14 protein-coding genes are annotated in these 14,516 nt (G+C 56.6%); 6 read left to right on the plus strand and 8 right to left on the minus strand.

All coding sequences use genetic code 11. The features are described 5' to 3' along the window. The first annotated feature begins 17 nt into the window (after nucleotides 1-17). Complete coding sequence (locus tag E3T41_RS13085; RefSeq protein ID WP_134478952.1) at nucleotides 18-1,184, plus strand: hypothetical protein; 1,167 nt, start codon at nucleotides 18-20, stop codon at nucleotides 1,182-1,184. On the opposite strand, the gene E3T41_RS13090 is transcribed toward E3T41_RS13085, so the two are convergent. Further along, the gene (locus E3T41_RS13090) at nucleotides 1,171-2,226 is read right to left on the minus strand and encodes a glycosyltransferase (protein WP_166791560.1); all 1,056 of its coding nucleotides are present in this window, start codon (nucleotides 2,224-2,226) and stop codon (nucleotides 1,171-1,173) included. The two genes, E3T41_RS13085 and E3T41_RS13090, sit on opposite strands and share 14 nt — an antisense overlap. A gap of 19 nt (nucleotides 2,227-2,245) precedes the next feature. Continuing rightward, entirely contained in the window at nucleotides 2,246-3,358 is a 1,113-nt protein-coding gene (locus tag E3T41_RS13095) for an acyltransferase (protein WP_134479022.1), read from the minus strand. Nucleotides 3,359-3,847: 489 nt separating this feature from the next. Between E3T41_RS13095 and E3T41_RS13100 the strand changes: the two genes are divergently transcribed. The 5 genes from E3T41_RS13100 to E3T41_RS13120 are packed head-to-tail and all read left to right on the plus strand — an operon-like array spanning nucleotide 3,848 to nucleotide 7,508. Continuing rightward, nucleotides 3,848-4,081, plus strand: a complete 234-nt coding sequence (locus E3T41_RS13100) for a phosphopantetheine-binding protein (protein ID WP_134478956.1) — start codon at nucleotides 3,848-3,850, stop codon at nucleotides 4,079-4,081. A 38-nt stretch (nucleotides 4,082-4,119) separates the two neighbouring features. Further along, entirely contained in the window at nucleotides 4,120-4,842 is a 723-nt protein-coding gene (locus E3T41_RS13105) for an SDR family NAD(P)-dependent oxidoreductase (protein ID WP_255455287.1), read from the plus strand. Further along, complete coding sequence (locus E3T41_RS13110; RefSeq protein WP_134478960.1) at nucleotides 4,839-5,480, plus strand: acetyltransferase; 642 nt, start codon at nucleotides 4,839-4,841, stop codon at nucleotides 5,478-5,480. The genes E3T41_RS13105 and E3T41_RS13110 overlap by 4 nt, the downstream gene beginning before the upstream one ends. Next, nucleotides 5,477-6,487 (plus strand): 3-oxoacyl-ACP synthase III family protein, encoded by a 1,011-nt coding sequence (locus tag E3T41_RS13115; RefSeq protein WP_134478962.1) that lies wholly within the window; start codon nucleotides 5,477-5,479, stop codon nucleotides 6,485-6,487. Before E3T41_RS13110 ends, E3T41_RS13115 begins: the two co-directional genes overlap by 4 nt. Then, nucleotides 6,474-7,508 carry a 3-oxoacyl-ACP synthase III family protein gene (locus E3T41_RS13120; protein ID WP_241991172.1) on the plus strand — a complete coding sequence of 345 codons (1,035 nt, stop codon included), beginning with the start codon at nucleotides 6,474-6,476 and terminating at the stop codon, nucleotides 7,506-7,508. The genes E3T41_RS13115 and E3T41_RS13120 overlap by 14 nt, the downstream gene beginning before the upstream one ends. Nucleotides 7,509-7,522: 14 nt before the next feature. On the opposite strand, the gene E3T41_RS13125 is transcribed toward E3T41_RS13120, so the two are convergent. The 6 genes from E3T41_RS13125 to E3T41_RS13150 form a co-directional block, all read right to left on the minus strand. Further along, on the minus strand, nucleotides 7,523-8,572 hold the full coding sequence (locus E3T41_RS13125) for a hypothetical protein (protein ID WP_134478964.1): 1,050 nt from the start codon (nucleotides 8,570-8,572) through the stop codon (nucleotides 7,523-7,525). Nucleotides 8,573-8,708: 136 nt separating this feature from the next. After that, nucleotides 8,709-9,860, minus strand: coding sequence for a glycosyltransferase family 4 protein (locus E3T41_RS13130; protein ID WP_166791561.1), 1,152 nt, complete (start codon nucleotides 9,858-9,860; stop codon nucleotides 8,709-8,711). Nucleotides 9,861-9,886: 26 nt separating this feature from the next. Further along, nucleotides 9,887-10,840: an NAD-dependent epimerase/dehydratase family protein gene (locus E3T41_RS13135; protein WP_134478968.1), complete on the minus strand. Its 954-nt coding sequence runs from the start codon at nucleotides 10,838-10,840 to the stop codon at nucleotides 9,887-9,889. A 57-nt stretch (nucleotides 10,841-10,897) separates the two neighbouring features. After that, the gene (locus E3T41_RS13140; protein WP_134478970.1) at nucleotides 10,898-11,527 is read right to left on the minus strand and encodes a sugar transferase; all 630 of its coding nucleotides are present in this window, start codon (nucleotides 11,525-11,527) and stop codon (nucleotides 10,898-10,900) included. Beyond that, the gene (locus E3T41_RS13145; RefSeq protein ID WP_134478972.1) at nucleotides 11,524-12,657 is read right to left on the minus strand and encodes a DegT/DnrJ/EryC1/StrS aminotransferase family protein; all 1,134 of its coding nucleotides are present in this window, start codon (nucleotides 12,655-12,657) and stop codon (nucleotides 11,524-11,526) included. Before E3T41_RS13145 ends, E3T41_RS13140 begins: the two co-directional genes overlap by 4 nt. Then, complete coding sequence (locus E3T41_RS13150; protein WP_241991173.1) at nucleotides 12,654-14,513, minus strand: nucleoside-diphosphate sugar epimerase/dehydratase; 1,860 nt, start codon at nucleotides 14,511-14,513, stop codon at nucleotides 12,654-12,656. Before E3T41_RS13150 ends, E3T41_RS13145 begins: the two co-directional genes overlap by 4 nt. Between the last annotated feature and the right edge of the window lie 3 nt (nucleotides 14,514-14,516).

Below are 14,516 nucleotides of genomic sequence, written 5' to 3' on the forward strand. Positions count from 1 at the left end.
CACGGCGGGGACCAATCGTGAAGTCGTTGCTTCCGACACTCGTGAATGCGGCATCCGTTTTGGCGGTGCAGGTCTTCGCTCTGGTGACCTTGGCCCCAGCGTCCTTTGGGCTGTTCTCCATTCTGTACCTGCTCTTCGCCCTCGGATCGTCGTTGTCGCTGTCGCTGATCAGCGAAGCGTGGTTGCGGGCCGACTTGCGTGGCGGGGGACGCGCGGAGTGGGCGGAGTACTCTTCGGCCAGTCTTTATTTGGCGGGGGCGGCCGGAGCTGTCACCTTGACCCTTTCCCTCCTAGTCGAGCCGCTGCGTTCGGTGGCGTGGCTGGGGGCATTGGCCGTGGCAGCGGCCGTCTACCGCAGCTCGGCACGGTACTATTCGGTGCGTATGGGCGAGGTGGGCGGCATCCTCGCGGGAGACGCGGCCGGCCTCATTCTGGCAGTGTTGGCCTGGGTCGCTCTCTACATCGCGGGCGTTCGCGAGCTATGGATGATGACCGCAGTTTGGGCGGTTTCTGCGCTGGCTGCCGCGGTGTTGTCGAAGCGTCCGAATCTCCTCAAGCCAAAGTCACTGCCGGAGTGGCGTCGCCGACATGTCAAGGAGATCCGCCCACTTCTGCGGGACTCGCTGCTGATGGACGCGGGTTCCATCGGGACCCCATATCTACTGGCTCCGGCACTCGGTCTTGCGAACTTCGGCGTCTATCGGGCGATCTCGAATGTTGCCGCGCCCGTTCGTCTGGTATTGAACCCGATTCGGCCGCAACTCGCCGCGGCACCCATCGAGAGTCAGAGATCCTCACGGCGAGTTACCGTGGTGATCGCCGGAAGCCTCCTCTTCGGGGGCGCTGCGTACCTGGGGCTCCTGCTCGTGGGTGTGCTCCCCGTGGACCTCGGCTCACTCAGCGCAATCATCGACTTCGCTCTGCCGGCATCGGTGTTCGTGGCCGCAAACTTTTTGGGACACTACTTCTACATAGTCGCCCGGTCGCACGCAAATGCTCGACGCTTGCTGGCTGGTCGAATCGTGCAGACGCTGCTCGCGATTGTGGTCCCGATCGCTGGCGTGATGGTTGGTGGCCTGACCGGGGCAATCTGGGGCTACGCAGGCTGTACTGCGGTGTCCGCTGTGGTTTGGATGGCGCTAGTCTTGCGGCCAACTCAGGGCGATGCCCTCAAGTCAGGTTGAGAGCTGTGCGCCAGGTCGGCGCCCAAGCCGCAAAACTGTAGTCCTCCGTGACTGTCGCTAAACCGGCGTTGCCGCGGCGGGCGCGTCGCTCAGGCGATTCCTGCACAAGTGTTTCCATGGCGGAGACCCAGTCGTCGGACGACGAGGCTGCCAAGCCGTCGCTACGCCGTAAAACGTCCGTGTTTGCGCCCACCGGGCTGCCAATCATCGGGAGTGCTGTGGCACCGTACTGAAGGAGCTTATAGGCGCACTTGCCGCGTGTCCAGGGTGTGTCATCGAGCGGCATGATGCCGAAGTCGGCCCGCGCCAGCTCGATAGGGACGTTAGCAGGGTGCCACTCGACTCTGTCCACGATTGACTCCAACTCGCCGAGAGGCGCAATGCCAGCGCTGATGACGGTGAGCCTTAGCCCCGTGGACTCATTGAGCGCCAAAAGTGGCTGGGCTACCGGGTTGAGATATATCTCGGTACTCGGAGAACCCAACCAGACTGCTCTGGGAAGATCTACCCGTTCGAAATCCAGCTTGGGCACGTACTCGCTGGGATTGACGCAACTCGGCACGACCACGACGGAGGAATTCAGTTCTGCCGCTGCTGCGGCGAGATACTCGTTCCCTGCTATCACGACGTCTGCCGCGGCGACCGATCGCGCCCAAACTTCGCGCTTGGACCAAGGGGTCGTCAAACCCCGTTTCGGTGAATGGAAGAGAGCATCATCGAAGTCGTAGACGCCATGTGACGCCTGTCGGAGAAGTCGCGATTCAACACCGCCATTGCTGAAGGGGCTCGCCTGACGAGACAGGAGAAGGGTCTCATCTCGTATTTTGCCCTTGAGGGTCCTGAGTCGAGATTCGGCGGCCAGAACACGCAACGGTGATTGAACCACAACTTTGGTTGAGTTCGAAGCCTCATTTAAATACGTCTCGTGGATTGCCTCAAGTCCCGTCCAATCAAGCCAGTCGAAAACTCTGACTCGAGCGCTGCCCGCTCTTGGGCCATAGGCCGTGACTGTGCGGATGCTGGCCGGATTAGTTACGGTCATGAGAGCAGGCTGTCCACTTCTAGACGAGGTCGCGCTGAACTTGAGTGGCAGAAATTTTGGGGTGTCGGAGCCACCGCCTTCGAAGGACTTGAGTAACGGGTCGCTCAAAGAGGAGAAAGCAACAAACTCCGGCGACCACGCACAGGACGACCGACAATGTTGCAACGGCGACGAGGATAACGTACCCATCCCACATTCGGGGAACAATAACAGCGGCGATAGCTGCAAGAACGTACTGATGTCCGAGGTACATGGAATATGAACTGTCTCCTATGCGCTTGAGGATTCTCGGTAGTGGCAGCCTTCCAAGGCTGCGTTCAAGTGAGACTGCTCCAATAACAATTGCGGCAGCAGGCACCCCAAACACTAAGAATCTCAATTCTCCAAAATCTCCATCGAATAGGTCGAGCTGTGCTGTAATCAACAGCGCTAACACGCCGCCCACGATCACCGCCGTCGATTTCCACCTACTGATCTGAAATCCTTTCCGAAACGCCAATCCGATTAGGCAACCAAAGAGGAACTCAAACGTAAGTGGATTCGTAATGACCATGGCCCAGGCCGCGTCAATGTCCCAGATTTGTCCAGAGATAAAACCTGCCGAGAAAAGTGTAGCGAGGGCGGGTAGACACCAGTTTCGGGGGAGCATCAGGAGGACTGCAAAGAGAAGGTAGAAAAAAGCCTCAAAGGCCAGGGTCCATCCCACACCGACAACCATCCCAATCTCTCCGACGTTGTTACGTGAGAACAGAAATAAGTAGGATGAAATCGCTTGCGTTAGCGAAAAGCGCAATTGTCCGTAGAGACTAGGAAAGAATAGTAGGATTGCTATCGTTAGCGTAGTGAACAGATAATACGTCGGTGCGATGCGAACGAAGCGATTCTTTAGAAATGCGAGGCCGGCACCCTTGGTTTCGAACAGATTGAAAGAAACGTACATCATTATAAAGCCGCTGATCACGAAGAATAGGTCGACGCCTGCGGCGCCGAGCTTCGAAATTGACTCAGCCTGCGCAGGCGAGCTGGCCAGCATGTGTTGTACATGGTAAATTACGACGGCAAGCGCGGCAATCGCCCTCAGAATTGTGATCGAATTTAGAATTGCCGTACCTGCTTCTCGGGCTACGTTAATGGTGACCGGATGTCCGTGACAGTCGGTTCTTGATCGTCGGCACTATTCGAATTGACGAATGTCTCCAGCCAGATCTTATCTGACAGCATGGCCCGTCGCCCACGTGGTTAGTCGAGTGTCTCGCGCAACTAGTTCGCGGACCGCTGACAAATATGATCGAGTCCCTCCAAGTGTATCCACCGGGCTGTGCATGAGTCCTGCGTCCGAGTCGCTTGCCAGTGCGCGACCTGACAATCTCCTCGCACTCGCACTCGCACTCGCACTCGCACTCGCACTCGCACTCGCACTCGCACTCGCACTCGCACTCGCACTCGCACTCGTGCTGCGGACCCACGCCAGAGAGAAGACGGGACCTCGTCCGTTGTGAATCTTGAAAATTGTAAGGGGCTCCGTGGCAGATGGCCATTGAGGCAACGTCTGCACCGCAATTTTTGACGACCTGTGAAGGTATTGTTGAAGGTCAGTACAGATAATACATAGGAGCATTTCGTGGAAAAATCAGAGTTCATCAGTCTCGTTGAGGAGACCTTGGAAGTCGGTTCGGGAACCATCTCCCTGTCTGATCGGCTTGCGGAGATCGATTGGGATTCTCTGGCCAACATCAGTTTTATCGCGGCCCTTGACATGAGCCACAGTGCGGTCGTGGATGCCGAAACGCTTGCTCGTTGTGAAACGGTTCAGGACCTTTTTGAACTCGCCGAGTCAGCGATCAAAGGAAAGTAGTCATCCCCGATTTCCTGCAGCTTGAGGGCAAGACCCTCCTGGTCACCGGTGCGTCGAGCGGAATCGGACGCGCAGTTGCAGTCGAAGCCAGTAAGTATGGGGCTCGCGTAGCGCTCCTCGCCAGGAACGTTTCTAAGCTCGAGGAAACTCGCGCGTTGATGGCTGGTGACGGCCACATGACGCTTTCGTGCGACCTGACCCTATTGAACGGAATTGGAGGTGCTGTGCGCACGGTTTCGACGCAACTCGGGGGACTCGACGGGGTTGTTCACGCCGCCGGAATGCACCAGGCGGCTCCGCTTCGCATTGTGGAACCGTCGGATTACCATGAACTTTTCGATCTGAACGTCGGTTCCGCGCTCATGGTGGCCAAGGCCTTTCGTCACAAGCAAGTGCGGCGGCCAAATGCCTCACTAGTCTTCTTGTCCTCGGCAGTCGGAGTCGTCGGTCAGCCGGGAGTGAGCCTCTACTCCGCGAGCAAGGGAGCAATATTGGCTCTCACCAAGTCGCTCGCCCTCGAGCTCGTACGCGACGGTATACGAGTGAATTGTGTCAGTCCGGGTGTCGTTCAAACTGCAATGACGCAGTCCTTGGCAGAAACGATTGGCAGTCAAAGCTTTGAGACAGTGAAGGCAGCCCATCCGCTCGGCCTCGGCCTGCCGGAGGACGTTGCTGCTGCGGTGCTCTACTTGCTCTCTCCGGCGTCGCAGTGGGTCACAGGAACGTCCCTGACTGTTGACGGGGGATACACAGCGCAATGAGCAGGCTGGTCATAATTGGTGCGGGTGGATTCGGACGCGAGGTTTTCGCCTGGCAACGGTCATCACCCCGCTTTCTTCAACGTGAAAAAATCGACAGCGTCGTCTACGTCGACGATCGAGATGATCTGAGTGGGCTGCCAGCGCCAATTGTGGGAAGTATAGAAGATTACATACCGTCGGAATTCGATAAGCTCATCTGTGCGATTGGATCGCCGAAGTTGCGGCGCCAAGTTGTTGAGAAAATCGAGGCGCGTTCAGGAGTATTCGCCCAGTTTGTTCATGACACAGCTGTCGTGGGACTGAACGTTGTGGCAGGCAGCGGTTTGGTGGTGTGCCCTAACGTCGTTATTTCGTCAGACATAGTCATCGGCGTTCACTCGCACATAAATGCTAATTGCACAATTGGTCACGATGTTGTTATCGAGGACTTCGTCACTCTGAGTTCTTCGTGCAATTTGACCGGGGGTGTCGTCCTGGAAAGAGAGGCCTTTCTCGGTACGGCGGTAACCGTCATACCAGGGAAGAGGGTTGGGGCAGGCGCCCTCGTTGGAGCGGGGAGCGTAGTCCTCCGAAACGTGCCACCCGGAGTCACAAGTTTTGGAAATCCGAGTAAGTCTTATGGATCGAGGAATGTGTGAGCGCTCATTTGCGTGGAATCGAATATTATCTTCCGTCAAAGGTCGTAACCAATGCGGAAATTGACGCTGAATTTCCTGATTGGAAAATCGATAGAGTTGCGGCAAAGACCGGGATAATGACCCGGCACGTTGCCGGGCCTGAGGAATTCACGTCGACTCTTGCCGTTAACGCCGCCAGGAATCTTTTTACGTCTCAAGGAGTAGATCCGAAATCCATCGATTACCTGATTCTCTGCACCCAGACCCCTGACTTTTTCCTGCCTACGACGGCGTGTCTCGTTCAAGATTCGCTGGGTCTCCGCACAGAAATCGGAGCCGTTGACGTGAATCTTGGGTGCTCGGGTTACATCTATTCGCTGGGAATGGCCAAAGGCCTAATCGAATCAAACCAAGTCAAGAATGCTCTCGTCATCACCGCAGAAACTCACAGTAAGCTCGCGAATCCTACGGATAAGAGCACTCGTCCAATCTTCGGGGATGCAGCGACAGCCACTCTTGTCGGTGGAGATATGCCGTCCTCGCGGCTAACTGGCTTCACCTACGGGAGCGACGGTCTCGGCGGTCCTAGCTTGGTGATCCCAAATGGAAGCTTGAGGCGGGGCGACCAGTACTCTCCTCGTTCGAACGCCGCGACTCGCGGACTAGAGACCAACGGATACGACATGTACATGGACGGGATGGAGATCTTTAATTTCACCCTTCGTGTCGTACCTGATTGTGTTGCACAAATTCTTGACCGGACTGGTTTGACGCTCGACCAGATCGACTATTTCGTTTTTCATCAGGCGAATGGCTATCTGATTGAGCATCTGCGAAAGAAGTTGGGGATTGATGAGTCGAAGTTCGCGGTTGAGCTCTCTGACGTGGGCAACACGGGGTCCTCAACGATCCCCATAGCCCTCGCTCGAGCACAGAGCGAAGGCAAGATTAGAGAGGGCAGCAGAATTATGATTCTAGGCTTTGGCGTCGGGTTGTCGTGGGGAGGTGCTGTCATTGAGTGGAGTTAACATTACGACCAAGGCCGGCATCGCCGCTGTTAGCTACTACCTTCCCGAAAAGCGACTGACAAATGCGGTGCTTACTGCCGAGTTTCCTGAATGGACGGTCGAGAAGATCGCCTCCAAAACGGGGATACGGTCACGAGGGATCGCTGGTGAGGACGAGTTTTCCTCTCATCTGGCAACGAAGGCTGCCGAAAAGCTGTTTCTTGAACACGGGGTCAATCCCGAGAGCGTCGACTATATTATCGTGTGCAGTCAGAGCCCGGACTTCTATATGCCGGCAACGGCGTGCATCGTGCACGGCAACCTCGGCCTGTCGACTCGTGTGGGGGCCAGTGATATTAGTCTTGGATGCTCGGGGTATATTTATGCGCTAGGTCTCGCGAAGGGGCTGATTGAGTCCGAGCAGGTGAAGACTGTTCTCGTCCTTACATCCGACACTTATAGCAAATTCATCAATGACAAAGACAAGTCTGTACGGACGATTTTCGGAGATGGCGCGTCGGCGACATTGGTAACAGCGTCGGGGCAAGCGGAAGAACTTTTTGCTTTTAGTTACGGTACCGACGGGTCCGGCGGAAAGAACCTGATAGTACCTGGGGGAGGCCTTCGCCCCGCTGATTTGATCGCGCCGAACGCACTTCCGGCAGCGCGCAACTTGGCTTCTAATGGGTTCGATTTATATATGGATGGGCCTGAGATATTCAACTTCACTTTAAGAGTGGTTCCCATCTCTGTGGAGAAAATCTTGGAGAAGGCATCGATGGCGCTGAAGGATGTAGATCTTTTTATTTTCCACCAGGCCAACCGTTACATGCTTGAGCACTTACGTAAGAAGCTCGGCGTCGAGGAATCGAAGTTTTATGTGAGTATGGAGAACTCAGGGAACACCGTTTCATCGACGATTCCTATCGCGCTTAGCGAAGCCAAGAAGTCGGGCGTATTAACGTCGGGAATGACCGTGATGCTTCTCGGATTCGGCGTCGGCTACTCCTGGGGCGGCATGATAGTTCGCTGGTCGAACTAGTCCGAGTTGGAAGCTCAGAATCCCGGTTTGTTGGGGATCCTAGGGGCGCGAATCCGAGTGTTGGAATGTGGAATGAGCGAAACGAGTCCAGCGGCTGCGACGGGAATCATCAGGAATGTCGATTGTAATCGCAGCCGCTCCATAGTGCCGTAGTTCCCGCTTCCAACAATGAGTGCTGCTAGCAGCACGGCCGCCGGCAGCAGCAGAACTGCTACGCGCCTATCCCCCACGGCAAAGCAGCCTATTACTGTTAAGCCCAGAACTGCGAGCCAAGCCAGCCCATCGAGCGCTAGCGGAGCAGACATTGACGGCCACTCCCACGGATACGGACCGAACATCACTCTTGGAAAGGCGACAATTAGCGCCTCCCACGCGGAGGCCACGCCGGTCACTTCAACCGTGGGCCAGCTAGTAGTGGCAGAGCCGCTGAGCGCTGTGCGAGATGTGTTGAACGTTTCAACTGTGATTCCGCCGACGATGTCATTCAGTCTCGCTCCCACAGGGCTTACGAAAACGATCAGCGCGCTGAGTGCTGTACCCAACATAAAGGACAGGTAGCGTCGCCGAACGTACGCGATGGCGATTAGGCCTGCAGCTGCTACCGCCACGGCAGCCGTCCCCCGTACAAGTAGGAGTCCCGTAATAGCCGCTATAGCGAGAGCAATGTCGACCAGGCTGACACTTCCACGAGCCAGTCCTGCGAATGCGAGGGCACAGAGACCAATGAGAAGCCAGCTAAATGACTCGCGCAAGAGGAAGGAGCTCCAGATGATTCCTGACGGAAATGCCGCGGTGAACCATGCGGTCGGTCCAATGGGGAGATTCAGCCGTGCAGCGGTCAAACCCGCAACACAAACTGTAAGAGCTGCAAACGTCGCGTTCAGGACTAGGCCGAGTTCAGGAAAGTGTCCAATTCGACTGTAAATGGCACCCAATATGAGAATCCAGCCTTCCTTACCGGCCGTTACGTTGACCTCAGGACCGTCACTCGCGAGCGCCGATGCTGCCCTGTCGTAGTACTCCGCATCTGGTGCGCCGAGTCCGACTGCGTAAAAAATGGACAACGCTGCGACAGTGTGCACGAGAAAGGAAGCAGCGGTTGGCACCAACGTCTGCGAGTAACGTCCGGCAAATAGGCTCACGCCCAGACCGACGACAATGAAAGTGCACGTCGCCAAAGCAGCCAAGAAAGTCACGTGCTTAGCCCAATTCCCTCTGTGTGGGCACGTCCTGTGGCCCAAGCGACTTGAAGAACTCAGCAAGATTTGCCCATACAAGGTTACGATCGAAATTCTTCGAGACGTGCGCCTTCGCGGCACTGCCCATCACTGACCTGGAGGTTGGGTCCAGGAGTAGTTTCTCAAGTTTGTTCGCGAGTGATCTCGAATCCCCAACCTGGGCGATCAGGCCCGTTTGACCGTCAATAACGGAATCGACGGCTCCTGTCGCGTTCGTTGTTACAGTCGGCAAGCCGGAGGCGCCCGCCTCTAGTACAACATTGGGGAAGCCTTCGCGAAGTGTCGGCAGGCACAGCACGTCCATCAGGCAATAGTACGGTATCGGATTAGAGACGTATCCTGTTGCAACGACAGGTCGGCCGGCGGCCTGCAAGCGGACAAGTATGTCCTGATCCTGACCCTCGTCGATTTCACCGACGAGCAGAATTTGATGATCGATGTTGCGTTTGGTTAAAATTTCCCGGGCGACAGCGAGGTCCGCCAGGCCTTTGTCGTGCGTTAGGCGGCCAACAAAGCCCACTACAGGGATGTCTGAGATGATGCCGAGTTGTGTGGCGAGACTCGCGACTCGCTCATGGGAGATTTTCGTTGGCGAGAATGCTGCTAAATCTACTCCGTTGGAGCTTCCGTGACCGAGCACGCGAACCTTCCCAGGGGCCACGAGTCCAAGGGATATGACGCGCTGGCGCAGGCTCGGACTTACCGCCAGAATCTGAGTGGCCGTCGAAAGAGAGAGCCTCTCAAGATTTAAGAGGACCCATCGTTGAAAACCGTGAGCAGTTTCAAGGCGCAAACCGCGCAGGAGGTAAACACGCTCGGGTACGCGTGCAAGCAGGCTGGCTATACCCCCTAGGAGTCCTGCCTTGGGAGTGCCGACGGATACAATATCGGGCCGGACTTTCCTTAAAAGGTGGAGCCAGGCAGCCAGCGCGAGGACATCTTTTACGGGGGACGGCTGCCGCTCCATCGGGAGGGAATGCGTGATGACACCGTTTAGTCCCGATAATGACGTGAGGACGGGGCCGGGGGTACTGACGATATGAACCTCCCAACCAGCGTCGCGCAGGTACTCCGGAAATCCGCGCATGAGCGTGAGCGAGATGTCCGCTGTCACGCCGAGCATTATCCTTGGTGGTCGTGTCATGCGCCGTTGGTCGCTCCGGCTTTAACTTCCTTGAACCAAGCGACGGTTTGCGCTAAGCCGAATTCAAGTGTGACCGGTTCGACCTGAGGAAACAATGCCCGAACCCGTACGCCGTCGGACTGCGAGGCGCGTACGTCGCCGACTCTGGTTGCCTGATGCGCCTTGCCAACGGAGTGGCCCAGAGCCATCTCGATCTGAGAAATAAGCGCTAGAAGCGTCGTGTTGGTGCTGAACGCCAGATTTACCGGGTCATTTGAGTGTATTTTCTCGGCTATAGACGTGGTGATGACGTCGCAGACCGTGCCGACAAACGTGAAGTCTCGGGACTGAAGTCCGTCCCCATGGATAAGCAGGCTCTTTTCGGATAACGCAGCATCCAAAAATTGTGGAATAACCGCTGCATAGGCGTGCCCAGCGGCCTGGCCTGGCCCATAAACATTGAAGAATCTAAACGCGAGGTTCTTCATTCCATACGAGAAATTGTATGCCAGCGGATACCCTTCTGTAGCCTGCTTGCTGACGGCGTAGGGGCTCATCGGGCGGGTCCAGTCAAATTCTGACTTGGGGAGTGCAGGGTTGCTTCCGTAGACGGAGCTGGACGAAGCAACGATGACTTGCTCGGTGCCCGCCGTGCGTGCGGCTTCAAGAACATTGAGCGTGCCTGTTGAATTGGCCTCATGGGTCGGACGGGGCTCTGCGACGGAACGAGGGACGCTGGGAATGGCGGCGAGGTGCACGATTGAGTCGACGCCGTCTGACGCTGCGGCGAGTATTTCCAGGTCCAGGATGCTGCCCTCGAAAAAGTGGGCGTCAAGACCGTCGAGATTTTCGCGAAATCCGGTGCTTAGGTTGTCCAGTATGCGCACCTCCCACTCGGGGTGCTGAGTGTTGATGTGGCGGGTGAGATTGGAGCCGATAAATCCGGCGCCGCCGGTGATGAGAACCTTCATTACAAGTACCTATTCCTGATCGTGTGTCCAAAAGTATTCGCGGTATGGGGCGGATTCTTAGGTCGGGCCTGCCTCGCCCGCACCGAACTCGGGCATCGTCGCACTATGTGCTGCGCTTATCCCCTCGCGTTTCAGCAGGGTTTTGACAGTCCTTGCCAGGATCGAGATATCAAGGGCAAAAGACTTGTGGTCAACGTAGTACACGTCCAGGGCGAATTTTTCGGTCCAGCTGATTGCATTGCGCCCAGACGCCTGAGCTAGGCCGGTTATTCCGGGGCGCACGTCGTGTCGCCTGGCCTGCTCGGGGGTATATCGATCGAGGTACGACACGAGGAGCGGACGCGGACCGATGAGGCTCATGTCGCCACGTATGACGTTGATGAGGGTTGGCAGCTCGTCGAGACTCGTGGCGCGGAGGGCGCGACCGAATGGTGTCAATCGCTCCGCGTCGGTGCTGAGTCCTCTGGTGGGGTCGGCAGTCTTCATCGTGCGAAATTTATAGAGCGTAAAAACCTGACCGTTCAATCCGGGGCGTGGCTGTCTGAATAGCACCGGGCGGCCGAGCTTTACGGCGACCAAAGTCGCGATGATGACTTGGACGGGCAAAGAAGCGAGCAGTGTAATGGTCGCGATCACCGCATCACTGCCGCGTTTAACCTCGTCATACGGAATTGTGCGTCGCCTCATTTTGTGCCCAGGAACGCCTGAATGGAAGCCGTTATTCTCGCGAGATCCTCATCGCTGAGCACGGATCCGCTGGGAAGAGTGATCCCGGTTTCAAACAATCGCTCTGATACCCCGTTCACGAGGGCGCGGCTGTGAACGAATACTGGCTGTAGGTGCATCGGCTTCCATAGCGGACGGCTTTCGATGTTCTCCGCCGCGAGTGCGGCAGAGAGTTCACTAGCTCGCCAGCCGGTGACCATCGGATCGACCGTGATAGAGGTCAACCAGAAGTTATCCCCGGAGTCGTTGTCGCCGCCGAAGATTGCAACGCCTGCAATTGGGGCGAACAACTTCCGGTATACGTCCCGAACGTGCTGACGTCGCGCGATCATGGATGGCAGTCGTTCCAACTGGGCTCGACCGAGCGCGGCCAGAATATTGCTCAGGCGGTAGTTGTAGCCAATTTCCGTGTGCTCATAGTGGGCGACGGGCTGGCGAGCCTGCGTGGCGAGATATCGCACGCGGGCGGCGATGTCGGGATCGTCGGTGAGGAGCATGCCGCCACCTGACGTTGTCATTATTTTGTTCCCATTGAATGAAATCGCCGCGGCCGATCCAAACGATCCAGCGGGGTGGCCGGAGCGGCTGGCTCCGAGAGACTCAGCAGCGTCGGAAATTAGCGGAACATCGAAGTGAGCGGTGAGTGCAAGGATCGCTGGATAGTTGGCGACTTTGCCGAGGAGGTCCACGGGCAGAACTGCTCCGACGCGTTCACCCCGAGTGTAGAGACCAGTCAACGCTTCGTCCAAGAGTGACGGGTCGATATTTCCGGTGGAGGCGAGTGAGTCTATGAAATATGGCTCAGCGCCCACGTATCGGATCGCGTTAGCGGTGGCGGCGAACGTCATTGTTGACGTCACAACAACGTCGCCGGGTTTCACCCCGTGAGCCAGCAGAGCAAGGTGAAGCGCCGCGGTTCCGGAACTCAACGCAACTGCATGCGAACGCTGTGTGAACTCCGCAATCGAACTCTCAAAAGCATCGACGTCTGGGCCGAGGGGTGCAATCCAACCGGAGCGAATGGCATTCGTGACGTACGTTTCCTCAAGAATTCCGACGTCGGGTGCGGACATAAAGATACGTTTACTCATAGTGTTTGATGCTCCGACACGCTTTGGTAGGGAGAATTAACCCCGGCACGGCGATCCCATTCAGGCTTATCCAGTTTGCTGGGCTCAAGGGCGGCCACGAGTGCATGAGAAATCTTTGGATGCAGCGGGCGCGAATCAGATTCGCTATCCCCGAGAAGTTCTTCGTGGAGCTTCTCCCCTTGGCGGAGGCCGGTGTAGACGATCTCGATGTTCTTGCCCGACATGGCGATCATGCGTTGCGCAATATCCAAAATACGCACGGGAACACCCATATCAAGAATCAGGACCTCACCCGGCCGTCCTATGCCGCCAGCCTGAACGACAAGCTGGCAGGCTTCGGGGATGGTCATGAAGAATCTGGTGACATCGGGATGCGTAATTGTGAGGGGGCCGCCGGACTCGATGAGTGCCGTAAATGTCGGTAGCATCGAGCCTCTGCTTCCTATGACGTTGCCAAAACGTACGGAAAGGTAGGTCTTACCAGTCTCCTGAGCCGCCCACGAAGTCAACTTCTCGGCGACTCGTTTTGAGTGACCGAGGATACTCGTAGGGTTGGCAGCTTTGTCGGTTGAGATGTTGATGAACGTACCGACGCCGACAGCGCGTGCCGCCTGCAGAACGTTCAGCGTACCAATCACGTTTGTTTTCCACGCTTCGTCGGGGTACTGCTCCAGCATCGGCAGGTGTTTGAGTGCGGCCGCATGGAAAACGACCTCAGGTCGACGCTCACTGAATATCTTTGAGATTGCCTCAGGGTCTCTGATGTCTGCGAGAATAACGTCCCTGGTATCAAGGAGCCCATTTCCATCAATTGCGATTTGGGTGGACTGAAGGCCCGATTCGTCTCGGTCGAGCATCATGAGTTCGGCCGGAGCAAATTTCGCGATTTGTTTGCACAGAACTGAGCCGATCGACCCACCGGCACCGGTGACCAAGATCTTCTTGCCGGTCAGATAATCGGCGATCGATTCAATTTCCGTGTCAACCGGGTTGCGCCCAATGAGGTCCTCAATTGAAACGTCTTTGAGGTCTCCGAGCCCGAATCCGCCCTCCAGTAGTTCGTCCATGAGCGGCAGAACAAGCACACGGAGTGCGGCATCACTCGCGGCGTCGGTGATACTCCGAATGAATGCTGCATTGGCTCGTGCGATGCACACGATAAGCACCGTTGCTTGGGTACGCGCCGCGACAGTCTCAAGATCATGGCCTGCGCCCAGTACTTGGATGCCATGTACGGAGAAGTTTCGCTTTGTGGGGCTGTCATCGATGAGAGCCACGGGGAGATATTTTGAACGGCGGTCAGTAAGCATTTGCGGAACGAGATGACTGGCCAGGTACCCAGCGCCATAGATGATTGTTCGTTGTGCCGTCTCGTCGGGTTTGGCGTTCTTCTCGGCGCGTAAACGCCGTAGATAACGCGCGGCACCCATTAGTACCAGGACGATTGGCAAGGCAACGAGGACAGCGCTGCGCGGAATTTGCAGGACGATTCCGAAAAGTAGAACTGGCAGTCCGATTATGACTGCGACGATTGAGGCGGTTAACGCGAGCGACTGTACCTCGTGGAACGTTCCGACCTTGAATCTGCCCCGGTAGAGGTGGAGCATACGGCCCGCCAACCACTGCAGAACGATCGCGGTTGCGCAGAGGCTGAGAAGAGGTAACCACGAGACGTACTGCAGCGCAAACTCGTACCGAAAGATGGTCGCGAGGATAAGGGCGGCAGCCCAAGAGGCAGAGTCAAAGAAGAATTGTCCACCAAACAAGATCCGCAACGGTGCCAAGCGTTGATGCAACCGTGTTCTCGATCTCTGACTAGTCATTGCTTCAATTCTCTCCACGGCCAGTTGTTCCATTCA

The sequence above is a fragment of the Cryobacterium sp. Hh38 genome (genome assembly GCF_004403235.1).
GTDB classification, from domain to species: Bacteria; Actinomycetota; Actinomycetes; order Actinomycetales; family Microbacteriaceae; genus Cryobacterium; species Cryobacterium levicorallinum.

What these genes read in the sequence shown, in the direction of transcription:
- E3T41_RS13090 (WP_166791560.1), bottom strand. Translation starts at nt 2,226, where the DNA reads ATGACCGTAACTAATCCGGCCAGCATCCGCACAGTCACGGCCTATGGC.
- E3T41_RS13110 (WP_134478960.1), top strand. Translation starts at nt 4,839, where the DNA reads ATGAGCAGGCTGGTCATAATTGGTGCGGGTGGATTCGGACGCGAGGTT.
- E3T41_RS13135 (WP_134478968.1), bottom strand. Translation starts at nt 10,840, where the DNA reads ATGAAGGTTCTCATCACCGGCGGCGCCGGATTTATCGGCTCCAATCTC.
- E3T41_RS13140 (WP_134478970.1), bottom strand. Translation starts at nt 11,527, where the DNA reads ATGAGGCGACGCACAATTCCGTATGACGAGGTTAAACGCGGCAGTGAT.
- E3T41_RS13145 (WP_134478972.1), bottom strand. Translation starts at nt 12,657, where the DNA reads ATGAGTAAACGTATCTTTATGTCCGCACCCGACGTCGGAATTCTTGAG.
- E3T41_RS13150 (WP_241991173.1), bottom strand. Translation starts at nt 14,513, where the DNA reads ATGGAACAACTGGCCGTGGAGAGAATTGAAGCAATGACTAGTCAGAGA.